Source organism: Bartonella sp. MR30HLJHH, assembly GCF_042194195.1.
Classification (GTDB): domain Bacteria; phylum Pseudomonadota; class Alphaproteobacteria; order Rhizobiales; family Rhizobiaceae; genus Bartonella; species Bartonella grahamii.
Genome location: NZ_JBHIMO010000002.1, coordinates 122,047 through 143,893, shown reverse-complemented (window position 1 = coordinate 143,893; position 21,847 = coordinate 122,047). Strand labels below are relative to the sequence as shown.

Sequence of the window (21,847 nt, the reverse complement as noted above, 5' to 3'; positions counted from 1 at the left end):
GAGAAAAAGAGGAGCTTGAATATGAACAAGATCATCATAACAACATTGCTACTTTGCACAGGGCTCATCGCGGCTGGTTGTGAAAAAACCTACAGCGTAGAAGAACTTAAAAAAAATAAAAAACTGATGGAAGAAGTATTAGTGAAATGTTTGACGTCAGGGGATTTGAATTCGAAAAATTGTAAAAATGCAGAGCAAGCTGAATTTGAAACCCGTAAAAATTGGAGAGGCTTTGGCTCGACAAATGACGATAAACAAGAATCTGAAAAGAAACAGGACAATAAATAATGAACAAGATCATCATAACAACATTGCTACTTTGCACAGGGCTCATCACAGCTGGTTGTGAAAAGACTTATAGCGTCGCAGAATTTAAAAAAAATGAAAAATTGATGGAAGAATGGGGAGCAAGATGTGGATGGTCAGGAACTTCAAAAAATTGTGAAAACCTAAGAGTAGCAGCTTTAGAACTTGAAAAGGAACGTCGGAAAAAAGCTGAAGAACATAATCGCAAACTAGATGAAGAATTTAAAGCTAAACAAAAAGCTTGGATTGAAAAAATGAGAGCAGAGAATGAAAAATTCCGAGCTGAACAAGAAGCGAAAGAGCGCGCTGAAGAAGAACGAAGAGAAAAAGAGCGCGCTGAAGAAGAACAAAAAGCAAAAGAACAAGCTGAAAAACGGGAAGCTGAAGCTGAAAAACGGAGAATTAAAGAAGACGCTGAATGGCGAGCTAAAATTAAAGAGGATCAGAAAAGAATAGATAAGATCTGGAGCACGCCATGAAGAAAATCATCATCATCACACTGCTACTTTGCACAGGGCTCATCACAGCTGGATGTGAAAAAACCTATAGCGTTGCAGAATTTAAAAAAGATAAAAATTTACGCCTAGAGTGGGATGCAAAATGTGGATTTGCAGGAACTTCAAAAAATTGTGAAAACATGCGGTTAGCATTTTTAGAACTTCAAAAAGAATATGAAGCAAAAGCAGCAGAAAGAAGTCGTAAAATTGACGAAGAAAATCGCAAATCAATGGAAAAATTGAAAGCTGAACAAGACGCTTGGATTGAAAAAATGAGAGCTAAACGAGAAGCAAGAGAACGCGCTAAACAACAACAGGACAATAAATAATGAATAAAGCTCTCATAACAACATTGCTACTTTGCACAGGGCTCATCACAGCTGGATGTGAAAAAACCTATAGCGTCGCAGAATTTAAAAAAGATAAAAATTTACGCTTCGAGTGGGATGCGAAATGTGGATTTGCAGGAACTTCAAAAAATTGTGAAAACATGCGGTTAGCATTTTTAGAACTTCAGAAAGAATATGAAGCAAAAGCAGCAGAAAGAGAGCGTGAAGATGATGAAAAGTTTCAAAAAATGATTAGAGATTCCGAAGCTGAAATGAGAGCCAGAATTAAAAAAATGAGAGCTGAGAATGAAAAATTCCGAGCTGAACAAAAAGCAAAAGAACGCGCTGAAGAAGAACGAAGAGCAAAAGAGCGCGCGGCAGAAGAACAACAGAATAATAATTAAGACATAATGAAGAGCGAAGTATCTAAATGGCAATAGTAACCAAAGGCGTATTTTCTTATATCGACAATATGTTAATGGATCCCATTACAAAAACAATGGATAACATCTATTGCGCTTTAGCTGCTCAACTTAAAGAACCTTACAGACTATACAATAGATTTATGACAACATTATGTCTGTGCTCTAGATTTATCATCACTGGTTATAAAAAACCAGAACATAGCATAATTTAAAGATTGTGCTTAAACCTCAAAAACTGAAAGAAAGAAGGGGAAATATTGATGAATAAAGTTCTCATAACAACATTGCTACTTGGCACAGGGCTCATCACAGCTGGATGTGAAAAAACTTATAGCGTTGCAGAATTTAAAAAAGATAAAAATTTGATGGGAGAGTGGAATGCTAAATGTGGATTCGCAGGAACTTCAAAAAATTGTGAAAACCTAAGATTAGCACAACTTGAACTTCAAAAGGAATATGAAGCAAAAGCTGAAGAAAGAGCGCGTGAACGCGAAGAAGAAGATCGTAAAGCGATGGAAAGATTTGAAGCTGAAATAGAAGCTGAACATCAAGCAAGGCAAGCTGAAATAAAAAAACTAAAAGCTGAAATGGAAAAAAGAAAAGCTGAAGAAAAAGCAAAAGAACAAGCTGAACTAGAAGCAAAAGAGCGCGCTAAAAGAGAAGCTGAACAACAACAAAATAATGATTAAATTATAAAAATACACAATGAAGAGCGGAGCATCTCAATGGCAGTAGAAAGCAAAGGCATCTTTACTGATATAGATAATATGTTGATGGATCCCATTACAAAAACAATGGATAACATCTATTGCGCTTTAGCTGCTCAACTTAAAGAACCTTACAGACTATACAATAGATTTATGACAACATTATGTCTGCGCACTAGATTTATCATCACTGGTTATAAAAAACCGATAACACAAGCAGAATTTAAAAATTGTGCTCAAACCTTGTAAAACTGAAAGGAAAAAGGGGAAATATTGATGAATAAAGTTCTCATAACAACATTGCTACTTGGCACTGGAATTATCGCTGCTGGCTGTGAAAAAACCTATAGCGTTGCAGAATATAAAAAAGATAAAAATTTACGCTTCGAGTGGGATGCGAAATGTGGATTTGCAGGAACTTCAAAAAATTGTGAAAACATGCGGTTAGCATTTTTAGAACTTCAGAAAGAATATGAAGCAAAAGAAGCAGAAAGAAGTCGTAAAATTGCAGAAGAAAATCGCAAAGGATATGAAGAATTTATGGCGAAACAAAAAGCCAGACTTGAAAAAAGGGAGGCTGAGACTCAAAAAATACTCGAAAAACAAAGAGCGGAAACACGCGCTGAAGAAGAACGAAGAGCAAAAGAGCGCGCGGCAGAAGAACAACAAAATAACCATTAAGACATAATGAAGAGCGGAGCATCTCAATGGCAGTAGAAAGCAAAGGCATCTTTACTGATATAGATAATATGTTGATGGATCCCATTACAAAAACAATGGATAACATCTATTGCGCTTTAGCTGCTCAACTTAAAGAACCTTACAGACTATACAATAGATTTATGACAACATTATGTCTGCGCACTAGATTTATCATCACTGGTTATAAAAAACCGATAACACAAGCAGAATTTAAAAATTGTGCTCAAACCTTGTAAAACTGAAAGGAAAAAGGGGAAATATTGATGAATAAAGTTCTCATAACAACATTGCTACTTGGCACTGGAATTATCGCTGCTGGCTGTGAAAAAACCTATAGCGTTGCAGAATTTAAAAAAGATGAAAAATTACGCCTAGAGTGGGATGCGAAATGTGGATTTGCAGGAACTTCAAAAAATTGTGAAAACATGCGGTTAGCATTTTTAGAACTTCAGAAAGAATATGAAGCAAAAGCAGCAGAAAGAAGTCGTAAAATTGCAGAAGAAAATCGTAAAAGAGAAGAAGAAGATATAGCTGAAATGAGAGCCAGACTTAAAAAAATGGAAGCTAACACTAAAAAAAAATTAGCTGAACAAGAAGCAAAGCGACGTGCTGAGGAAGAACGAAGAGCAAAAGAGCGCACGGCAGAAGAACAACAAAATAACCATTAAGACACAATGAAGAGCGGAGCATCTCAATGGCAGTAGAAAGCAAAGGCATATTTTCTTATATCGACAATATGTTGATGGAGCCCCTTACAGGGACAATGGATCGCACCATTACACATCGCTATTGCGCTTTAGCTGCTCAACTCAAAGGACCTCACAGACTATACAATAGATTTATGGCAACATTATGTCGCTGCCCTAGATTTATCATCACTGGTTATAAAAAACCAGAACATAGCATAATTTAAAGATTGTGCTCAAACCTTGTAAAACTGAAAGGAAAAAGGGGAAATATTGATGAATAAAGTTCTCATAACAACATTGCTACTTGGCACTGGAATTATCGCTGCTGGCTGTGAAAAAACCTATAGCGTTGCAGAATTTAAAAAAGATGAAAAATTACGCCTAGAGTGGGATGCGAAATGTGGATTTGCAGGAACTTCAAAAAATTGTGAAAACATGCGGTTAGCATTTTTAGAACTTCAGAAAGAATATGAAGCAAAAGCAGCAGAAAGAAGTCGTAAAATTGACGAAGAAAATCGCAAAATAGATGAAAAGTTTCAAGCTGAACAAAAAGCTTGGATTGAAAAAATGGAAGCTAATACTAAAAAAAAATTAGCTGAACAAAGAGCAAAACGACGTGCTGAGGAAGAACGAAGAGAAAAAGAACGGGCGGCAGAAGAACAACAAAATAACCATTAAGACATAATGAAGAGCGGAGCATCTCAATGGCAGTAGAAAGCAAAGGCATCTTTACTGATATAGATAATATGTTGATGGATCCCATTACAAAAACAATGGATAACATCTATTGCGCTTTAGCTGCTCAACTTAAAGAACCTTACAGACTATACAATAGATTTATGACAACATTATGTCTGCGCACTAGATTTATCATCACTGGTTATAAAAAACCGATAACACAAGCAGAATTTAAAGATTGTGCTCAAAACTTGTAAAACTGAAAGAAAGAAGGGGAAATATCGATGAATAAAGTTCTCATAACAACATTGCTACTTGGCACTGGAATTATCGCTGCTGGCTGTGAAAAAACCTATAGCGTTGCAGAATTTAAAAAAGATGAAAAATTACGCCTAGAGTGGGATGCGAAATGTGGATTTGCAGGAACTTCAAAAAATTGTGAAAACATGCGGTTAGCATTTTTAGAACTTCAGAAAGAATATGAAGCAAAAGCTGAAGAAAGAGAGCGTGAAGATGATGAAAAGTTTCAAAAAATGATTAGAGATTCCAAAGCCGAAATGAGAGCCAGACTTCAAAAAATGGAAGCTAATACTAAAAAAAAATTAGCTGAACAAGAAGCGAAAGAGCGTGCTGAGGAAGAACGAAGAACAAAAGAGCGCGCGGCAGAAGAACAACAAAATAACCATTAAGACATAATGAAGAGCGGAGCATCTAAATGGCAGTAGAAAGCAAAGGCATATTTTCTTATATCGACAATATGTTGATGAATCCCATTACAGGGACAATGGATCGCACCATTACACATCGCTATTGCGCTTTAGCTGCTCAACTTAAAGAACCTCACAGACTATACAATAGATTTATGGCAACATTATGTCGCTGCCCTAGATTTATCATCACTGGTTATAAAAAACCAGAACATAGCATAATTTAAAGATTGTGCTCAAACCTTGTAAAACTGAAAGGAAAAAGGGGAAATATCGATGAATAAAGTTCTCATAACAACATTGCTACTTGGCACTGGAATTATCGCTGCTGGCTGTGAAAAAACCTATAGCGTTGCAGAATTTAAAAAAGATAAAAATTTACGCTTCGAGTGGGATGCAAAATGTGGATTCGCAGGAACTTCAAAAAATTGTGAAAACATGCGGTTAGCATTTTTAGAACTTCAGAAAGAATATGAAGCACAAGCAGAAGAAAGAGCGCGTCAAGCGGAAGAGAACAATCGCAAAAGAGATGAAAAAGATATGGCTGAAATGAGAGCCAGAATTAAAAAAATGAGAGAAGAGAATCAAAAATTCCTTGCTGAACAAAAAGCAAAAGAGCGCGCGGAAGAAGAACGAAGAGCAAAAGAACGGGCGGCAGAAGAACAACAAAATAACCATTAAGACATAATGAAGAGTGGAGCATCTCAATGGCAGTAGAAAGCAAAGGCATATTCACTAAGATAGACAATATGTTGATGGAGCCCCTCACAGAGACAATGGGTAAAGTCATTAACAACCTCTCATCAAGCTTAGGTGCTCCGCTTAAGCTATCTTGTACAATCTACATTATATTTATGGGCTACAATATCATCTATGGGCGCTCTTCCATGCCCTTATGGGAATTTATAGCGACAACTTTCAAACTCGGCATCGTTGTTTCGCTTGCCACAAACGCTGCTCTTTATAATGAGTGGGTCAGGGATATATTTTTCCATGATCTGCCGAATGCCATTGCAAATGTCACACAAGGAGCACATGTGGATCGAAATGTATGGGATAATATGATGAACCAAGCTGGAGCACAGGTTTTGGACGCAGCAAACCAATACACAGGTCTGACTCAAATGGGGATGTATATCGCGACATGGATTGCTGGTTTTATCTGCCTAGTAGTTGCTGCCTTTTTTTGTCTAGTCGGTTTTGTTGTTTCATTATTTGCTAAACTGGGATCATTTCTTGTCCTATCAATAGGACCACTCTTCATAAGCCTCTATATGTTTTCCTCAACCAGAAAATTCACAGAAGCATGGTTAGGGCAAGTTGCAAACTTCATCATTTTATATGTGTTAGTCGTGCTGCTTGGTGGTTTATATGTTAACATTTCAATGAACGTTTTTTCAGGAGATATTAAAAATATCTTCACTACTTTAATTCAGTTCTTGGTTGTTGGTATTGGTGGTATTTTTCTTTTCCTCAGACTCCCTGATATCGCATCAGCTTTAGCCTCTGGGGGGGCTTCTCTTACAGGATCAGGACCAGTCGCTAAAACAACGGCTCAACTAACAGGTAAAGCTGCTAAAGCAACAGCCCGCACGATAACGAAGGGCGTTAAAAAATTAGCATCACTATTAGCAAAGGCCTAAGTTCAAATGCGGAAATTTAAAAAAATTGGGGTCATCTTACCATTTCTCTTTCTCAGTGGCTGTGTGTCTTCACCAAACACACTGAAGTCACTCCCAAAATGTGATGGATATTCTAAACGTCCACTCAACAGATCAATGTGGAATTGGGAAGGGAAAAAACCCACGCCCATGCCCATTATCATCAGTAACAACACCCCTTCATCCGTAGAAGGGAAGCTGGAAATGCTTCTGGCACAAAAATTAACGGATGAAGAAATCAAATCTTACAAAAATTGCGGGCAAAAAGCATGAAAGAAAAAGACATAGAACAATACATTGCTGAAGCACGCTCGTTCGATCAAGATCGCATGCTCGCCTCACGCCGCACCACCCGCGTCTCGCTTGCCATTGCCGGCATCGCGGTTGCTGTTGCAATACTGTCTTCTCTCGCGGTCATCACCCTCACACCCCTTAAAACCGTGGAACCTTTTGTCATCCGTGTGGACAGCTCAACCGGCATCACTGAAGTTGTGGAAGCCTTAAAAGAAGGTCCCACCAATGTCGACGAAGCAATCACACGCTACTTTGCTGCAAAATACGTCCGCTCCCGTGAAGGCTTCACCACAGGAGAAACACAACACAACTTCCAAACAGTCTCTCTCCTCTCTTCTTCTGAAGAACAGGAAAGATTTGCCAGCTGGTATGGAGCAAGAAACCCCCAAAGTCCTCAAATTCTCTATAAACACGCCGCCGTTACAATAACAATAAAATCAATCTCCTTTATCAATGACGATGTTGCCCAAGTGCGTTACTACAGAACCATTCATGACAACGAAACCAAAAAAGAATTCATCACCCACTGGGTTGCAACACTTACCTTCGAATACATCAACGCCCCTATCTCTGTCCAAAACCGTTTAATAAATCCTCTAGGGTTTATTGTTAGTGAATATAGAACCGATCCGGAAGTGGTCAACTGATCATGACAAAAAAAATTCTTTTTCTCATTCTTAACATCGCTATTACCCTTTCTCCTATAGCCTTGAGCCATGCCAGTATTTTTCCCACCCGTGCGCCAAGCGATAGCCGCATTCGCTTTATCAACTATGATGCCTATAATGTCACAAAAATTATTGGCTCCATACGCTCATCGGTACAAATAGAATTTTCTCCCAATGAAGAAATTGCCCATGTGGCAATTGGCAACAGCGTTGCATGGGAAGTCGCTCCCGCTGGCAATATTCTTTTCCTTAAAGCGCGAGAAGTCCAACCCATTACCAATCTCCAAGTCGTCACCACAAAGCTTGATGGCTCAAAGCGCTCCTATCAATTTGAACTCATGGTCAAAGATGGAGAAATTTCATCTGGACAAGAAACATATTTCCTTGTGAAATTTCGCTACCCACAAGAAGAAGCAGAACAAAGAAGACTCGCAGCCCTTATGCGACAAGAAAAAAAACAAGCCCAGCGTATCGATAATGTCTTCAACGCTTATGAAACCTACGGACCACGCAATTGGGCTTACACCGCTCAAGGATCAAGCACGCTCGAACCCGCCTCCGTTTATGACAATGGCAAAACCACAACATTTACATTTCCCGACAACCAAGAAATCCCTGCCATTTACATTGTCAGCAATGACGGTACAGAATCGCTGGTTCCCAAAACCACAAGAGGCAACATGGTGATTGTCCATGCCATTAGCGCACGCTTCACCCTAAGACAGGGAAAAAACGTCCTATGCGTCTTTAACGAAGCCTATCAACCAAAAGGCACAAATCCAAATACCGGAACAACCTCACCATCTGTTGAACGTAAAATTGCATCAGATCTTTAAATAAGCGGGAATTGAAGGGGACAACTTATGAGTGATAAACCAATCATCGAAGATCGAGGATCTATTGGGGATGGCAAAAACAATAGCGCCAAAACCGCCGGCAAAAAAATAGTTGTCGCAATCGCCTGTATAGGAATCTGCGGCTATGTGCTCTGGAACATCTTATCCACCCCCACAGAACAAAAAGACACCGCAAAACCTCATAAAAAACAAGCACAAAACTTTCACAATTCCCTCGCCCCTTTAGAGCTCGCGCCCTCTGACCCGCGTGCAAACATAGCACCAATAACCTTACCACCCCCACAACCACTCGCACAAGAACCCAAAAAAGATGACCCACTACTTGATGCCGCAAGACGCGCCCCTGTCTTAGCTTTTGCCAAAGGTTCTAAATCTCAATTAAAAGACATCGTCAACACGACTCTCAACCCCTTTGACAAACTCCATGCCCTTGAAAATCTCGCGAATGCGCAAAATTCTCCTGCCCTTCAAAACACACAAAATTTTGCAACCCTCTTAAAACCGACCAAAACAGAAGAAACAAAAGCAAAACTCATCGGCAATAGAAACTTTATCATCGCCATGGGAACCTCTATCCCCTGTATCTTAGAAACCGCATTAAACAGTGAGCAACCAGGCTTTGCAAGCTGCATCATCAACCGTGATATCCTCTCTGACAATGGGCGCGTTGTTTTGCTTGATAAAGGAACCCAAGTGATTGGCGAATACCGCGGTGGAATAAAACAAGGTCAATCTCGCCTCTTTGTACTCTGGACAAGAGCCAAAACCCCAACCGGTGTCATCATCCCCCTTGCATCTCCCGCAACCGACAGTTTAGGCAGAGCCGGTTTTGATGGCAACATCAACACCCATTGGTGGGAACGCTTTGGCTCTTCCCTTTTACTCACCGTTATTGATGGTGCCACAACCGCCCTAACAAATAAAACAAAAAACAATTCCAACGCAAGTGCCAACAACTCTGGAGGCGGTGGTTTTGAAGGCGCAAACAACACTGGAAAAGAAGCCGCCAATATTGCCCTTGAAAATCAAATCAACATCCCTCCTACCCTAGAAAAATTTCAAGGCGAACTCGTCAACATCTTTGTAGCAAGAGATCTCGATTTTTCATCTGTCTATAAACTAACCGTAAAGAGCAAAAGAAACCGCTCTACTCCCAGCTATTCCTTTTTTCATTAAGCCAATAAAGTCACATTATGCCATCAGCAAAAAATGCAGAACGAGCCTCCATCGTCTTAACAAAATTAAAGATCTTAGATGACTTCCTCAATGATGAAAATTTATTTGAAATTGTTGTCAATCGCCCCGGCGAAGTAATCGTTGAGGGTCCCAATGGTTGGCAAACCCACATCTTAAAAGAACTAACCTACAGCGAACTAGAAGGGATTGCGAAAGTTGTTGCTGCCTACACAACACAAAAAATCAGTGTAGAAAACCCCGTTCTCTCCGCAACACTGCCAAACAACGAACGCATACAAATTGTTATGCCTCCAGCTGTTGCAGCCAATACCATTAGCATGACCATTCGTAAACCTTCATCACGCACTTTTTCTCTTGAAAGTTTACATGAAAACAATCTGTTTTCTGTCGCCCAAAACACCAGTTTCACACCCACGCAACAAATGACAGAACGGTTATCCGAACTCTCTGATACAGACAAAGAGCTAACAGATCTCTTTATCGCCAAAGATTTTTGCACCTTTTTAGAACGCGCCGTTATTACACAACAAAATATCTTAATATCGGGCAAAACCGGTTCTGGGAAAACAACCCTCTCTAAAGCTTTAATTGCAAAAATCCCTGACTATGAACGAATTCTCACCATTGAAGACACGCCAGAACTTGTCGTTCCGCACGCCAACAAAGTGCAGCTCTTTTATTCAAAAGATAACCAAGGCTTAGCAAAAGCAGGCGCAAAAGAACTGCTTGAATCTGGCTTACGCATGCGCCCCGACAGAATCCTTCTACAAGAGCTGCGTGATGGTACAGCCTTTTACTACATCCGTAATGTCAACTCTGGTCACCCCGGCTCCATTACCACCGTCCACGCCTCAACAGCACTTGCAGCCTTCGAACAAATGACCCTTTTAGTCAAAGAAAGTGACGGTGGTGGTAATTTAGCACGCGATGATATCCGCGGCTTATTAATCTCGATGATTGATGTCATCATCCAATGTAAACGCCTCGAAGGAAAATTTCGTGTAACAGAAATCTATTACGATCCTTTCAAACGCCGTGATGCTTTTTAAAAAAACGCGACCCTCACACCCCTTTTATACCAATAGAGCTTTCTTAAAAACACGATTATAAGCCGCGGATATCATCGCGTGCTAAATTACCACCATAGCTTCAAGTTCATTTTCAATAATCGAAAGCAAAAAGAAGTAAAAATATCATCCCCATTCCCAATCACGAATGCGCCCCACACAAAAACCACAACGTGCCGAAAATGATATCTATAACCCAATATCTTTTCTGATTTTTTTTGACATCAACATTTGCAGAAATATCGATACAAAATTTAGTGACATCCACTTCACCTTTAGCTTCAGACAAGAGCTTCACAAACACCTTTTAATATACCAGATCCTGCTTTATTTGTCTTATCCATTATTATTCTTTTCGATATTCATCAAGGCGCAGTATAAAAATTTTCTTCAACGCATTCCTCTCTGATTTTGCCAAATTGCCTCAAGATGATTAACTGTAAACATCTTCAATCAACACCGGAATATTTTGACCACCCAAAAAGGGTATAACCCTATATCTCCCTCTTTTACCCCTCATGCTTTTAAACCTGACATTCCCTAGCTTCCTCTCGTACCTTCCACAAGATCACCAGCATCTGAATGAGTAGCAATAAAAGAAACAATATCAAATAATTCTTCAAGCGATATGCCTTCTTCTTTTGCAGAAATTCAACAAGCTGCCATTTCAATCACTGTTTGCATACATCATTCAATATACGGAAACACCCATAACGATAATGATGTAAATTAAAAGCTAATTTGAAGTGAATGATCAGAAATATCAAATAACCAAATGACGAAACAAATCTTACTTATCTTTAGCAATACATATCTCTTAACCCTTATCACTTTTCTCAAAAGTTTTAAGCGTTTCCGCATTAGGAATATACATATCAAACGGCAATCCCTTTTCATTGACAACTTTTATCAAAACAATACGGATAAAATCAGACACCGTAAGTCCTCAACTTGCTAATATTTCATGGGCTTCTTTTTAACGCCTATCTATGCGGGATCGTATAACATCTTTTGTCACCCCCACATTAAACCTCCTTTGATTACCTCTCTTTTACCGTATGGCTTAATAGGGCTTATACAGCATAAGGCTTATCCTTACCCTCACCGTATCACATCTCTTGATCTTGCACGCGCTATTGCGTTGATTTTCTCCTGTTGTCTCTGTTGCAAAAATTTAACTGCCATTTGAAGCTCTTTTATGCGTTCTTTATTATAAGACTGTTCTTTGGGGATCACTTTTGATAAATCAAAACCATATTTATAAATGGCATCATGTCCAAAACGTTTATCTAAAGCACTTTGCAGCTTTAAAAATTCTTCACTAACCTGCTCTGGTATCTTTGAATAACTATCACGACCAGCTTCAACATTTTTCATAAAAGTCACTGCTTCTTGTGAAAGTGACGGAACCTCTACTTTTAACTGTTCACGCTCCCGCGTAAAACTATCCATATGTGTCTCATAAGAATTCTTATAAAAGGATTGAAGCTCTCTCATAATAGAAACAGAAATAGGAACATGATAAAGCGCTTCTTTTCGTTCTTTTCCTGTAGATTTGAGTTTATCGATTAAACGATCTGATCCACGCAGCTCACCAGCTCTCTCTGGAGACTTAGCTAGAATATCAGGAAGTTTATCGCCTTTACCCGCTAAAATTGTTTGCTCAATCCTAAGCGCAGCCTCTTGCGGATCTTTATAAATAGATGCTAAACGACTGTTTAATCTTTTAAACATATCAACGTAAGACTTTTTATTTCTAAGAGCGCTTAGCACCTTCTGTTCTAGATTAGAGTTATCCGTATAAGCAGCAAGGTATGGCTCTCGTTCTGTTGCTTTTAACGTAGCATTAACATCCCTTTGCGATTGCTCAATTTCAAGTTCTTCTTTTTGACGTTTAGCAAAACTTGTCTTTTCTCTATCCCAAGGAGTTTCAATCTTCTCTTTTTGTTGTTCCAAGCACTCTTTATTAAGATCAACGCCAAAAGCAATATTTTTGCCAATACCTTGAGAAACATCATCCCTTTTATTTTCTGTAAACTTGGTAAGGTTCTTATAGATGAGTGCAGACAGATATTCTGAATTACCAAAATGTGCTTCAATTGACGCACGTGTCATTTCTTGTCGCTCAATACCCTTCCAGTTGATATGATAACCAGCTTCACGAGCCAGTTGCACCATAAATTCACGCTGAGTACGCCCATTCCCCTCTCGAAACGGATGCAACGCATTCAACTCGCCCATGTAATACCCAGCCCTTTGGCTAAAGTCATAAGCGCCAAGACCACACAAATACTGTTCTTTTGCAAGCTTTTGTGTAATCTTCGGTGCATAACTTTCAATCTGATTATAACTAGCAAACATACTATTGCCTTTGGCAATATCCACTAAACGAACTTGTCCCGCCCATTCATATATGTCACCAAACAGTCTTCTATGGATCTCTTTCATGTAATTCAGATCAAACTCACCACGAATAGGAGTATGTACAAATTCGAAAGATTTTACATAAGAAATCGTAGATTCTACGCGCTGCAGTGTGGCTTTGTCTTTAATACCAAGCCGATTATACATCACACCAGTTTCAAGATCAGTATAAGGATCACCGCTTCCCTTATACTTCCCCACGTTTTACCCGCTCCATATAATCTTTGATGATATCACTTGTTTCAAGCTCTCCAATAATAACACGCTCCATTTGCGCAACAACCAGCGGATCTGGCTCTAATCCCTCTAAACGTTGGCTTGCCAATGCATTTTTAGCAGCAAAGCGACGTCGCTTAATTTCCTCTTCACTCAACATATAAAACCCTCCTTTGCTTATATTTATTATAGCCAAACAGACTACAGAAACAAGATTTTATTCCTTATCTTACCCGCGTTCACATCTTTTGATTTTGTACGCGCTATCGCATGATTTAGCTCTTCCACATGTTTCTGTTGCAAAAACTTAACCGCCGTTTGAAACTCTTTTATGCAATCTTGATCATGAGACTGTTGTTAAGGATTTTTTTTGATAGATCATAATTTGTTTGCATAGCGAGCCAAGCACATGCTGTGCTTACACCAGACATTTCAAGCCTAATAGCAAGATTAGCACTCATAGCGGCTTTTCCATTTAAAACTCTAGAAAGTGCTACACGAGAATACCAAGCCGCTCTGCTGCTTCATTAACGGATAAACCAAGCTCTTTGATCACATCTTCACGCAATAATTCACCGGGATGTGAAGGATTCTTCATCATTGTTTGGATCTCCTTTTTAATGATAATCCAGATAATCAACCATTTCGACATCTATGCCATCAAAGCGAAATATTACGCGACAATTTCCATTTACGGTAACTGACCAATAACCTTTGAGAACGCCCTTTAGTAGATGTAATCAAAAAGACGGAAAATTGAAATCATTTGGCGATATAGCAACTTCAAAGGCACCTAGAATACGCTTTAATTTTTGAGCATGGGCGGTTCTAAACCCTTTAGTCGTACCAGTATTATAGCAGGCTTCAATCCTTTTATGTTTAAATCTTAAAAGCATAAATTAATATAGAGTGTAACCCTCCAAGATACAAAAAATGTTCATTATTTTTACATCACAGGGCTTTTTTTACTTTATAAACATTAGAACTGTCGTGAAAAAATTGATCATTCTCATCTCTTTCTAATTATTCTACTCATTATCGGAAAAGTATAAGTTTATAATTAGGGGAGCTAAACGTAATAAGAGCGCATCATATCCCCAATTGGCAGCTGCGCTTAGAAACATCAAGATGATATAACCAATGACCATTGCTGTTTGATGTTCATAGGGCGCTGCACCCGCTGTGTATCCAGTAAAAAGAATGAATAACAATAATAAACTCCCCCCTACTCTAAACTCTGTTAAAATAATAACTAGTTTACGAACAAGCAAAAGAAGGCATGGTTTTAATATCTTACGAACTATAGAACACTCTACGCATTATAGTTATTAGAACTCTATTTTTCTCTTTTTTATTTAATTGATTAGTAGATAGAGTATCCATTACCGTTATTACATCACTAACATAGCTACCATACCTTTTGTAATTGCCAAAATCCCGCATTACAATAAGAGCTTTATCAAAAGATGATCTGATAATTTTCTCAAAAAATTCAAGATTCCTCAAGTGCAGTACCCATGCGTACATCATGATGGATAATAACATCCATCAACTCTGTCACGACCGTGTCCAATACTTCTCGTGCATCGCCTTCAGCCATAAGGCGGATAAGCGGCTCAGTTCCAGAAGCGCGGATCACCAGCCGTGCCTCTTTTCCCAATTGTTGCGTTGCTTTATCGATTGCCGCTTTGACTGGATTTTTTTTCAGTACATTTTTATTTTTAATCGTTACATTTTTTAAAATTTGCGGTACAGGTTCAAACCGTTTACACAATTGGCTCATAGGGCTTTGACTTTCTTTCATACAGGCTAAAATCTGCAATGCAGCCACCAAACCATCACCCGTTGTACCAAAATCACTAAGCACGATATGCCCAGAAGCCTCACCACCAACATTATATCCCTTTTGGCGCATGGCGTCGACAACATAACGATCTCCAACATTTGTCCTTACAAGGTGCAACCCTTTACTGTTCAAGAAACGCTCCAGTCCAAGATTTGACATAATCGTTGTGACAACACCATTGCACCGTAATCGTCCCATTTTATGCCAATTTTCAGCAATTACAGCAATCAACTGATCTCCATCAACCGTTTGTGCTTTTTCATCAACAATGAGAACACGATCTCCATCTCCATCAAGAGCAATCCCCACATCAGCACGCACTTCATGCACTTTTCGTTTTAAAGAGCTTAAATCGGTTGATCCACATTTTTGATTAATATTGGTACCATTAGGCTCATCATGAATAGCAAAAACCTCAGCCCCCAATTCCCATAAAGCACGGGGAGCAGCTTTATAAGCAGCTCCATTGGCACAATCCACAACAATACGCAAAGCATCTAAGCGAACATCACGCGGCAAAGTTCGTTTAGCATATTCAATATAACGATAAATATCCCCCTCAACCCGTTTTGCATAACCAATTTCAGAAGAACTTGCTAAAGACTTTGAAAGATCTGTATCGATCAATTGTTCAATTTTCGCTTCCATATCATCTGAAAGTTTAAAACCATCAGGACCAAAAAGTTTAATTCCATTATCATAGAACGGATTATGAGAAGCAGAAATCATCACCCCAAGATCCGCTCGCAAAGAACGGCAAAGCATTGCAACAGCAGGTGTTGGCACTGGCCCCAATAAAAAAGCTTCCATCCCCGCAGCAGTCAACCCTGAAACCAAAGCATTCTCCAACATATAGCCAGATAATCGTGTATCCTTGCCAATCACCACACGACGTGATTGATGTTGTGAGCGAAATAAAACCCCTACAGCCATCCCCACCTTCATGGCAAAATCGGGTGTCATAGGAAATGAATTGGCTTTCCCCCGAATTCCATCTGTACCAAAATATTTTTGCACCATGCCTCTTTCCTTTAATATATAACTCTTCCCTTGGCTTTTCTTTAAAACCCTAACAAGCCCCCTTGGTACAATAGGCCCCCTCCCCATATAAAATCAGATCATTGGTCTAAACCTTCATGCATTTAGACAATCAAGAACCCTATTCACCATCTACACATCTAAACCCCTCTCAACCAAAGGATAATCTCACACATTTGCTAAATCCGTAAAGAAACCCAGCACCTAACCTCAAACCTTACCAAATCCGCAAGGAAATCTATCGCCTAGCCTCACACCTTGCTAAATCCGTAAAGGAAAATACCACCTCGCCTTATAGCCTGCTAAAACTGTCATCATACAACAGCTTTGCTTAATTTTTTGCTTCCATATTTTTGCAAATATTACATTAAAGGCGCAAGCTTTGCTTGCGCCTTTCTCAAAGAATTTAGAAATTTTCCTAAAACATCGTTACTCAAGCGTTATTAAACAGTTCTTATTTTTCTTTATCATCTCCCGCAGTACTGGACTTCTTTTCAGCATTACTTTTAGAGCGGTTGACTGATTTTGTGGTACCTTTTGTGCTTTGCGCTTTTTTCTCAGTCTCATCCGATTGCACTTCTTTAGACTGAGCCTCCTTAGGCTCAACATTACCGGATTTTGCTGTTTTTTTCCCAACAGCTACCTCTGCTTTACCTGCCTTGCCTTTATCGGTCTCTGCTTTATGAGGGGCGGCTTCAGCATCTTTTTCATCTACCACTGTTGTCTCGGTCTTCATTTTTCCAGTTTTTGGAACAGAAGATCCCCGTGGCGCAGCACCCTCATCTTTCTGTGTGCGTGAAGGAGGCTTTCCTGCAATAACTTCGTTAATTTCAGCTCCCGTTAAAGTCTCATATTCCAACAAACCTTGTGCCAAAGCAAACCATTCTTTTCTTTTTGTTTTCAAAATATTTGTCGCATTTTTATAGGCATCATCAATAAGCTTACGCACTTCCATATCAATCATGCGTGCTGTTTCTTCAGAGACATTTTGTGTTCGCGCAACAGAATGACCCAAAAAGACTTCATCTTGGTTATCGCCATAAGCTACATTTCCAAGCAGATCAGAAAATCCCCACCGTGTGATCATTGCGCGTGCCAATTTAGTTGCTTGCTCAATATCAGAAGAAGCACCGGATGTGATATTTTCCTTTCCAAACTTTAATTCTTCAGCCACACGTCCACCCATCATAATGGCCAAACGAGAAATCATCCATCGATAACTCATGGAATAGCGGTCACCTTCAGGCAATTGCATCACCATTCCCAATGCTCTTCCCCTTGGAACGATTGTTGCTTTGTGGACAGGATCAGCAACCGGCACATTAAGAGCCACAATAGCATGTCCTGCTTCGTGATAAGCAGTGAGTTCCTTTTCCTCTTGTGTCATAGCGGTTGAACGACGTTCAGCCCCCATCATCACCTTATCTTTGGCATCTTCGAATTCTTGCATCGTGACAACTCTTTTATTACGGCTCGCAGCCATAAGAGCAGCTTCATTGACCAAATTCATCAGGTCCGCACCGGAAAATCCTGGTGTTCCCCTTGCCAAAATTTTTAAGTCAACGTTAGGTGCTAAAGGCACGTTGCGCACATGCACTTTCAAGATTTGTTCACGCCCAGAAACATCAGGATTTGGCACAACAACTTGTCGGTCGAAACGCCCTGGTCTTAACAACGCGGGATCAAGCACATCGGGACGGTTTGTTGCAGCAATAAGAATAATACTTTCATTGGGCTCAAACCCATCCATTTCGACAAGCAACTGATTTAAGGTCTGTTCACGTTCATCGTTTCCACCACCAAGTCCAGCCCCCCGATGACGTCCAACAGCATCGATTTCATCGATAAAGATAATGCAAGGTGCATTTTTTTTAGCCTGTTCGAACATATCGCGCACACGGCTCGCCCCAACACCAACAAACATTTCAACAAAATCAGACCCTGAAATGGTAAAGAATGGCACATTAGCTTCACCTGCCACAGAACGTGCTAGCAAAGTTTTACCGGTTCCTGGAGGACCAACAAGCAAAACACCGCGTGGAATACGCCCCCCTAAGCGTTGAAATTTTTGTGGTTCACGTAAAAATTCAACAATTTCTTGAAGATCTTGCTTTGCTTCTTCAACGCCAGCAACATCTTTAAAGGTAACACGTCCTTGCGCTTCATTAAGCAATCTCGCTTTTGATTTCCCAAATCCCATTGCACCGCGTGATCCATTTTGCATTTGCCGCATAAAAAAGACCCACGCCCCCACGATAATAATAACAGGCAATAAGGAAAAGAGAAGATTGAGGAAAATGCTATTTCCAGAGCTTTCAGGAATAGCTTTAACATTAACGTTTTTGCTTTCCAATTTTTGTATCAAACCTGGATCGCGAGGAGCATAGGTTGAAATAGCTCTATGTTCAACGGTTTGTCCTGTTAATTTTTGACCTTGAATGGTCACAGATTTCAACTCATTATTCTCAACTTTTTGCAAAAATTCAGAATAGGAGACTTCTCCACCACCAGAACGCTGACTATCTCCATTAAAGAGAGAAAACGACACAATCAAAATGAAGGCAATAACTCCCCAAATGAGGAGAGAGCGGTAATTGGAATTCATATTCAGCCCACTTAATCAAATATAGATTTCAAACAGTTCCCCTTAACATATAACCTTGTCAGCCCCTTGCCAAGGGATGAGAAGCTGTTTATTTTCTTTTAGCATAATTTTTCTTTATCTTTTCACCTCAATATAAAAAAAAGGTTCCACAATATTTACCAAGGCAGCATCTTCTCGTGAGGAAAGCCAATCGAAAGGTGCCATAATCCGCTTGATGATAACATGTTTATGAACAACTGCTTGAGAAATCAACTCTGGAATATCATACCCTTTGTGATTTGAGATCATCAGCAGCGATTGTAAAGAGGGAAAATGAGGCTTTTCAAGCTCAAAGTCGCTATTTTTCAATAAAAATTTCAGCTGTTCTAAATTTGCGGCTCCAATCTTTATAGCCTCAGATCCATGATTTGTGATCTGATAGCGCCCATCCCATATAAAAGTTTTATCTGGCTCAACAATAGCCTCTTTCATATTCCGCCCTTCACGCCACAAAGAAATTCCGTACTTGTTATATTCAATAACAGAGCCCGCATAAGTAAAACGCTTCTTTTCTGGAGAATCGAGACAGAGTCTTTGAACAAGCATGTTTAATTTTTGATTGGAAAGTAAATAAAATCCCCCTCCCATCAACACCGCAAAAAGCCCCATCACAAAAGGAAAACTGGAATGTTTCTGTAAAAATAGCGCAGGCTTTGCTATGAAACAACGCCCATGTTGAACAGTAATATCCAGCGCTAAGATCAAATCAGCAATATTTTTCGCTTGTTGACGACGCTGCAATGCGGCTTCATTTATTTTTTGAGCAATATAAGCCAATTTTTCAGGATGAAGAGATTGACGCACGCGCACACGTTCAAAATTGCGATCTTCATTGGTTGGATCATCAATCCATGTTTGTCCTTGTAAGCGTAAATAATTTCGTAATGTTTGGCGTTTTACACCAAGGAGCGGCCGAATCAAACGCACTTTTCTATGCAACAACGCCTCACGCGGAATACAGGATAAACCACGCTCATATAGGAGACCATAGTTTTTTTCGGCAATATTTTTTCCCGTTTCTCTGGCATGATCCTCATCATGTATACCTTCGGCTTCACCGCGCAAAACACCGGCAAAACCACTGGAATAAACCTCATCACGCACGGCACCAACTTCACCGTGCAACGCACCTCTATTTTTTTGGAGACGTTGATACCGCATTTGATAGGTTTCAACCTGATCATTGAGTGTATGGCCCGTCATAATAACTGATGCGCCTTGTTTTTGTGCTTCTTTAACCAAGAGATCATAGCGTGCAACACGAGCACTGGAAGCAATATGCGTCTTTGGTTTTTCACCTTCCCACCGCACAGCAATATGTTTAATGTGATGGACTCGACAAATTTTCGCAACAGTTTCTACTTCACGCGTTGATTCTTTACGCAATTGATGATCAACCGTGACAACAATCATTTCTGGAGGAACTGAGAGAGTTTCCAAATGCTCTTTGACCAAAAACATCAAAGCCAAAGAATCACTTCCCCCTGAGACGGCAAGAATCAACTTCTGACACTGAATAAAATCCGATGTTTTAAAGAGATTTCTTGCCAGTCTAACGCACACCGAAAACGACCTCGCTATTTATTTTGCAGGTTTACAAAAAATAGACTCTAATGTTTTTTGATGTTTTGATTTTTTCACAAAATGAGCACAATCGTCTTTATTTGGCTCAAGAGCGATCATACTTCTTGCTAATTTCAGCAAAATCTCGGAGGTATAGAGCTTCTTTTTATCTGCATACCATGCGGTAAGATAAACTTGTGCTGCTTCATGATAGCGTTTTTGTCCCAACAAAGATTCAGCCAACCAAAATAAAGCATCATCACTCAAAGAATCTTTTTTGTAACGATTTTGAAAAGCGCAAAAGCTTTTTTCAGCATCAACATAGTTGGCAGAACGAATAAAATCATACCCTTCCTTATACAAAGCTTTAGAAGAAGAAAGATTGTCACTCTGATGTGCTTCAATTGGAGCACTTACTTCATGCACTTTGTTAAAATGTTGATTGTTTTCATGATCATGGCTCTCCACCTTAGCGTCCACAGCAGCAACCTTTGTCTGATCACCTATACTATGCTCCTGCTCCATCTCTTCTTTTACAGTCTGAGATTTTTCATCCACAGCGGACTTTTCAAAAGAGCAAGAATAAACGGACGGGGATTTTTTATCAAAAAGCCCATGAAACTGCTTGTTAACATTTTTTAGATTATTATGCTCAAGCACCATTCGTATCTTATGCAAAAGCTTATCTAAATCATAATCTTTAAATAAAGCCTGTTGATTCTCTAAAATAATCCCTTGGTGCTCCACAACACTAGCGGCTTTTTCCACCGCGCTAGATGCTGCTTTATCAGCTGCTTCAGGTGCTTTCTTCACTGCATCAATAGCCTTATCAACAGTGTCAGTAGCTTTTTCCACCACGCTAGACGCTGCTTTATCAGCTGCATCAGGCGCTTTCTTCACAGCATCGATAGCCTTATTAACAGTGTCAGTAGCTTTTTTCTCCACGCTAGATGCTGCTTTATCAGCTGCATCAGGTGCTTTCTTCACAGCATCGATAGCCTTATTAACAGTGTCAGTGGCTTTTTCCTCCACGCTAGACGCTGCTTTATCAGCTGCTTCAGGTGCTTTCTTCACTGCATCAATAGCCTTATTAACAGTGTCAGTGGCTGTTTCCTCCACGCTAGATGCTGCTTTATCAGCTGCTTCAGGCGCTTTCTTCACTGCATCGATAGCCTTATTAACAGTGTCAGTGGCTTTTTCCACCACATCAGATGCTGCTTTATCAGCTGCATCAGGTGCTTTCTTCACTGCATCGATAGCCTTATTAACAGTGTCAGTGGCTTTTTCCTCCACGCTAGATGCTGCTTTATCAGCTGCTTCAGGCGCTTTCTT

General features: G+C 39.7%; 28 protein-coding genes and 4 pseudogenes. 22 read left to right on the top strand and 10 right to left on the bottom strand.

Annotated elements, in window-relative coordinates:
- Positions 1-21: 21 nt before the first annotated feature.
- The 22 genes and pseudogenes from ACFIKR_RS01885 to virB11 all read left to right on the top strand — a co-directional run bounded on the left by ACFIKR_RS01885 (position 22) and on the right by virB11 (position 10,766).
- Positions 22-288, top strand: coding sequence for an EexN family lipoprotein (locus tag ACFIKR_RS01885; RefSeq protein ID WP_375658604.1), 267 nt, complete (start codon positions 22-24; stop codon positions 286-288).
- Positions 288-659 (top strand): annotated as a pseudogene (locus tag ACFIKR_RS01880) (EexN family lipoprotein); the annotation flags it as partial. The gene ACFIKR_RS01885 and the pseudogene ACFIKR_RS01880, both read left to right, overlap by 1 nt.
- A gap of 122 nt (positions 660-781) precedes the next feature.
- A complete protein-coding gene (locus tag ACFIKR_RS01875) occupies positions 782-1,132 on the top strand; it encodes an EexN family lipoprotein (RefSeq protein WP_375658603.1) in 351 nt (116 codons plus the stop codon).
- A complete protein-coding gene (locus tag ACFIKR_RS01870; RefSeq protein WP_375658602.1) occupies positions 1,132-1,536 on the top strand; it encodes an EexN family lipoprotein in 405 nt (134 codons plus the stop codon). Before ACFIKR_RS01875 ends, ACFIKR_RS01870 begins: the two co-directional genes overlap by 1 nt.
- A gap of 26 nt (positions 1,537-1,562) precedes the next feature.
- Entirely contained in the window at positions 1,563-1,769 is a 207-nt protein-coding gene (locus ACFIKR_RS01865; RefSeq protein WP_375658601.1) for a hypothetical protein, read from the top strand.
- 48 nt (positions 1,770-1,817) lie between these two features.
- Positions 1,818-2,246 (top strand): EexN family lipoprotein, encoded by a 429-nt coding sequence (locus ACFIKR_RS01860; RefSeq protein ID WP_375658600.1) that lies wholly within the window; start codon positions 1,818-1,820, stop codon positions 2,244-2,246.
- 36 nt (positions 2,247-2,282) lie between these two features.
- Positions 2,283-2,513, top strand: coding sequence for a hypothetical protein (locus tag ACFIKR_RS01855; RefSeq protein WP_375658598.1), 231 nt, complete (start codon positions 2,283-2,285; stop codon positions 2,511-2,513).
- Between the two features lie 27 nt (positions 2,514-2,540).
- Positions 2,541-2,945 (top strand): EexN family lipoprotein, encoded by a 405-nt coding sequence (locus tag ACFIKR_RS01850; RefSeq protein ID WP_375658599.1) that lies wholly within the window; start codon positions 2,541-2,543, stop codon positions 2,943-2,945.
- A gap of 26 nt (positions 2,946-2,971) precedes the next feature.
- Positions 2,972-3,202, top strand: coding sequence for a hypothetical protein (locus ACFIKR_RS01845; protein WP_375658598.1), 231 nt, complete (start codon positions 2,972-2,974; stop codon positions 3,200-3,202).
- Between the two features lie 27 nt (positions 3,203-3,229).
- Positions 3,230-3,634, top strand: a complete 405-nt coding sequence (locus ACFIKR_RS01840; protein WP_375658597.1) for an EexN family lipoprotein — start codon at positions 3,230-3,232, stop codon at positions 3,632-3,634.
- Between the two features lie 26 nt (positions 3,635-3,660).
- Positions 3,661-3,879, top strand: coding sequence for a hypothetical protein (locus ACFIKR_RS01835; protein ID WP_375658596.1), 219 nt, complete (start codon positions 3,661-3,663; stop codon positions 3,877-3,879).
- Positions 3,880-3,928: 49 nt separating this feature from the next.
- Complete coding sequence (locus ACFIKR_RS01830) at positions 3,929-4,333, top strand: EexN family lipoprotein (protein ID WP_375658595.1); 405 nt, start codon at positions 3,929-3,931, stop codon at positions 4,331-4,333.
- A gap of 26 nt (positions 4,334-4,359) precedes the next feature.
- Complete coding sequence (locus ACFIKR_RS01825) at positions 4,360-4,590, top strand: hypothetical protein (RefSeq protein ID WP_375658594.1); 231 nt, start codon at positions 4,360-4,362, stop codon at positions 4,588-4,590.
- Positions 4,591-4,617: 27 nt separating this feature from the next.
- Positions 4,618-5,022 carry an EexN family lipoprotein gene (locus tag ACFIKR_RS01820; protein ID WP_375658593.1) on the top strand — a complete coding sequence of 135 codons (405 nt, stop codon included), beginning with the start codon at positions 4,618-4,620 and terminating at the stop codon, positions 5,020-5,022.
- Positions 5,023-5,048: 26 nt separating this feature from the next.
- A complete protein-coding gene (locus tag ACFIKR_RS01815) occupies positions 5,049-5,267 on the top strand; it encodes a hypothetical protein (protein ID WP_375658592.1) in 219 nt (72 codons plus the stop codon).
- A gap of 49 nt (positions 5,268-5,316) precedes the next feature.
- Positions 5,317-5,721, top strand: a complete 405-nt coding sequence (locus ACFIKR_RS01810; protein ID WP_375658591.1) for an EexN family lipoprotein — start codon at positions 5,317-5,319, stop codon at positions 5,719-5,721.
- Positions 5,722-5,747: 26 nt separating this feature from the next.
- Positions 5,748-6,683: a type IV secretion system protein gene (locus ACFIKR_RS01805; protein WP_375658590.1), complete on the top strand. Its 936-nt coding sequence runs from the start codon at positions 5,748-5,750 to the stop codon at positions 6,681-6,683.
- Between the two features lie 6 nt (positions 6,684-6,689).
- Positions 6,690-6,974, top strand: coding sequence for a type IV secretion protein VblB7 (locus ACFIKR_RS01800; RefSeq protein WP_375658589.1), 285 nt, complete (start codon positions 6,690-6,692; stop codon positions 6,972-6,974).
- Positions 6,971-7,642, top strand: coding sequence for a virB8 family protein (locus ACFIKR_RS01795; RefSeq protein ID WP_375658588.1), 672 nt, complete (start codon positions 6,971-6,973; stop codon positions 7,640-7,642). The genes ACFIKR_RS01800 and ACFIKR_RS01795 overlap by 4 nt, the downstream gene beginning before the upstream one ends.
- Positions 7,643-7,644: 2 nt before the next feature.
- Entirely contained in the window at positions 7,645-8,499 is an 855-nt protein-coding gene (virB9, locus tag ACFIKR_RS01790; RefSeq protein ID WP_375658587.1) for a P-type conjugative transfer protein VirB9, read from the top strand.
- A 27-nt stretch (positions 8,500-8,526) separates the two neighbouring features.
- Positions 8,527-9,696 carry a type IV secretion system protein VirB10 gene (gene virB10 / locus ACFIKR_RS01785; RefSeq protein WP_375658586.1) on the top strand — a complete coding sequence of 390 codons (1,170 nt, stop codon included), beginning with the start codon at positions 8,527-8,529 and terminating at the stop codon, positions 9,694-9,696.
- A 17-nt stretch (positions 9,697-9,713) separates the two neighbouring features.
- Positions 9,714-10,766 (top strand): P-type DNA transfer ATPase VirB11, encoded by a 1,053-nt coding sequence (gene virB11 / locus ACFIKR_RS01780; protein ID WP_375658585.1) that lies wholly within the window; start codon positions 9,714-9,716, stop codon positions 10,764-10,766.
- Between the two features lie 835 nt (positions 10,767-11,601).
- Here the strand turns inward: virB11 and ACFIKR_RS01775 are convergent.
- The 10 genes and pseudogenes from ACFIKR_RS01775 to ACFIKR_RS01730 all read right to left on the bottom strand — a co-directional run.
- Entirely contained in the window at positions 11,602-11,721 is a 120-nt protein-coding gene (locus ACFIKR_RS01775) for a type II toxin-antitoxin system RelB/DinJ family antitoxin (protein ID WP_375629687.1), read from the bottom strand.
- A gap of 164 nt (positions 11,722-11,885) precedes the next feature.
- Positions 11,886-13,409 carry a type II toxin-antitoxin system protein adenylyltransferase VbhT gene (vbhT, locus tag ACFIKR_RS01770; RefSeq protein ID WP_375658584.1) on the bottom strand — a complete coding sequence of 508 codons (1,524 nt, stop codon included), beginning with the start codon at positions 13,407-13,409 and terminating at the stop codon, positions 11,886-11,888.
- Positions 13,396-13,584 (bottom strand): antitoxin VbhA family protein, encoded by a 189-nt coding sequence (locus tag ACFIKR_RS01765; RefSeq protein ID WP_375658583.1) that lies wholly within the window; start codon positions 13,582-13,584, stop codon positions 13,396-13,398. Before ACFIKR_RS01765 ends, vbhT begins: the two co-directional genes overlap by 14 nt.
- Positions 13,585-13,753: 169 nt before the next feature.
- Positions 13,754-14,025 (bottom strand): annotated as a pseudogene (locus ACFIKR_RS01760) (HigA family addiction module antitoxin).
- 16 nt (positions 14,026-14,041) lie between these two features.
- Positions 14,042-14,152, bottom strand: a pseudogene (locus tag ACFIKR_RS01755) (type II toxin-antitoxin system RelE/ParE family toxin); the annotation flags it as partial.
- Between the two features lie 300 nt (positions 14,153-14,452).
- Positions 14,453-14,635, bottom strand: coding sequence for a hypothetical protein (locus ACFIKR_RS01750; protein ID WP_375647376.1), 183 nt, complete (start codon positions 14,633-14,635; stop codon positions 14,453-14,455).
- 281 nt (positions 14,636-14,916) lie between these two features.
- Positions 14,917-16,290, bottom strand: a complete 1,374-nt coding sequence (gene glmM / locus ACFIKR_RS01745; protein ID WP_375635540.1) for a phosphoglucosamine mutase — start codon at positions 16,288-16,290, stop codon at positions 14,917-14,919.
- A 472-nt stretch (positions 16,291-16,762) separates the two neighbouring features.
- The gene (gene ftsH, locus ACFIKR_RS01740; protein WP_375658582.1) at positions 16,763-18,913 is read right to left on the bottom strand and encodes an ATP-dependent zinc metalloprotease FtsH; all 2,151 of its coding nucleotides are present in this window, start codon (positions 18,911-18,913) and stop codon (positions 16,763-16,765) included.
- 114 nt (positions 18,914-19,027) lie between these two features.
- Positions 19,028-20,515 carry a tRNA lysidine(34) synthetase TilS gene (gene tilS, locus ACFIKR_RS01735; protein ID WP_375658581.1) on the bottom strand — a complete coding sequence of 496 codons (1,488 nt, stop codon included), beginning with the start codon at positions 20,513-20,515 and terminating at the stop codon, positions 19,028-19,030.
- Between the two features lie 18 nt (positions 20,516-20,533).
- Positions 20,534-21,847 (bottom strand): annotated as a pseudogene (locus ACFIKR_RS01730) (tol-pal system protein); the annotation flags it as partial.

Excerpts from the sequence above, each read along its gene's own strand:
- ACFIKR_RS01885 (WP_375658604.1), top strand. The coding sequence starts at position 22 with ATGAACAAGATCATCATAACAACATTGCTACTTTGCACAGGGCTCATC.
- ACFIKR_RS01875 (WP_375658603.1), top strand. The coding sequence starts at position 782 with ATGAAGAAAATCATCATCATCACACTGCTACTTTGCACAGGGCTCATC.
- ACFIKR_RS01870 (WP_375658602.1), top strand. The coding sequence starts at position 1,132 with ATGAATAAAGCTCTCATAACAACATTGCTACTTTGCACAGGGCTCATC.
- ACFIKR_RS01865 (WP_375658601.1), top strand. The coding sequence starts at position 1,563 with ATGGCAATAGTAACCAAAGGCGTATTTTCTTATATCGACAATATGTTA.
- ACFIKR_RS01860 (WP_375658600.1), top strand. The coding sequence starts at position 1,818 with ATGAATAAAGTTCTCATAACAACATTGCTACTTGGCACAGGGCTCATC.
- ACFIKR_RS01855 (WP_375658598.1), top strand. The coding sequence starts at position 2,283 with ATGGCAGTAGAAAGCAAAGGCATCTTTACTGATATAGATAATATGTTG.
- ACFIKR_RS01850 (WP_375658599.1), top strand. The coding sequence starts at position 2,541 with ATGAATAAAGTTCTCATAACAACATTGCTACTTGGCACTGGAATTATC.
- ACFIKR_RS01845 (WP_375658598.1), top strand. The coding sequence starts at position 2,972 with ATGGCAGTAGAAAGCAAAGGCATCTTTACTGATATAGATAATATGTTG.
- ACFIKR_RS01840 (WP_375658597.1), top strand. The coding sequence starts at position 3,230 with ATGAATAAAGTTCTCATAACAACATTGCTACTTGGCACTGGAATTATC.
- ACFIKR_RS01835 (WP_375658596.1), top strand. The coding sequence starts at position 3,661 with ATGGCAGTAGAAAGCAAAGGCATATTTTCTTATATCGACAATATGTTG.
- ACFIKR_RS01830 (WP_375658595.1), top strand. The coding sequence starts at position 3,929 with ATGAATAAAGTTCTCATAACAACATTGCTACTTGGCACTGGAATTATC.
- ACFIKR_RS01825 (WP_375658594.1), top strand. The coding sequence starts at position 4,360 with ATGGCAGTAGAAAGCAAAGGCATCTTTACTGATATAGATAATATGTTG.
- ACFIKR_RS01820 (WP_375658593.1), top strand. The coding sequence starts at position 4,618 with ATGAATAAAGTTCTCATAACAACATTGCTACTTGGCACTGGAATTATC.
- ACFIKR_RS01815 (WP_375658592.1), top strand. The coding sequence starts at position 5,049 with ATGGCAGTAGAAAGCAAAGGCATATTTTCTTATATCGACAATATGTTG.
- ACFIKR_RS01810 (WP_375658591.1), top strand. The coding sequence starts at position 5,317 with ATGAATAAAGTTCTCATAACAACATTGCTACTTGGCACTGGAATTATC.
- ACFIKR_RS01805 (WP_375658590.1), top strand. The coding sequence starts at position 5,748 with ATGGCAGTAGAAAGCAAAGGCATATTCACTAAGATAGACAATATGTTG.
- ACFIKR_RS01800 (WP_375658589.1), top strand. The coding sequence starts at position 6,690 with ATGCGGAAATTTAAAAAAATTGGGGTCATCTTACCATTTCTCTTTCTC.
- ACFIKR_RS01795 (WP_375658588.1), top strand. The coding sequence starts at position 6,971 with ATGAAAGAAAAAGACATAGAACAATACATTGCTGAAGCACGCTCGTTC.
- virB9 (WP_375658587.1), top strand. The coding sequence starts at position 7,645 with ATGACAAAAAAAATTCTTTTTCTCATTCTTAACATCGCTATTACCCTT.
- virB10 (WP_375658586.1), top strand. The coding sequence starts at position 8,527 with ATGAGTGATAAACCAATCATCGAAGATCGAGGATCTATTGGGGATGGC.
- virB11 (WP_375658585.1), top strand. The coding sequence starts at position 9,714 with ATGCCATCAGCAAAAAATGCAGAACGAGCCTCCATCGTCTTAACAAAA.
- ACFIKR_RS01765 (WP_375658583.1), bottom strand. The coding sequence starts at position 13,584 with ATGTTGAGTGAAGAGGAAATTAAGCGACGTCGCTTTGCTGCTAAAAAT.
- glmM (WP_375635540.1), bottom strand. The coding sequence starts at position 16,290 with ATGGTGCAAAAATATTTTGGTACAGATGGAATTCGGGGGAAAGCCAAT.
- ftsH (WP_375658582.1), bottom strand. The coding sequence starts at position 18,913 with ATGAATTCCAATTACCGCTCTCTCCTCATTTGGGGAGTTATTGCCTTC.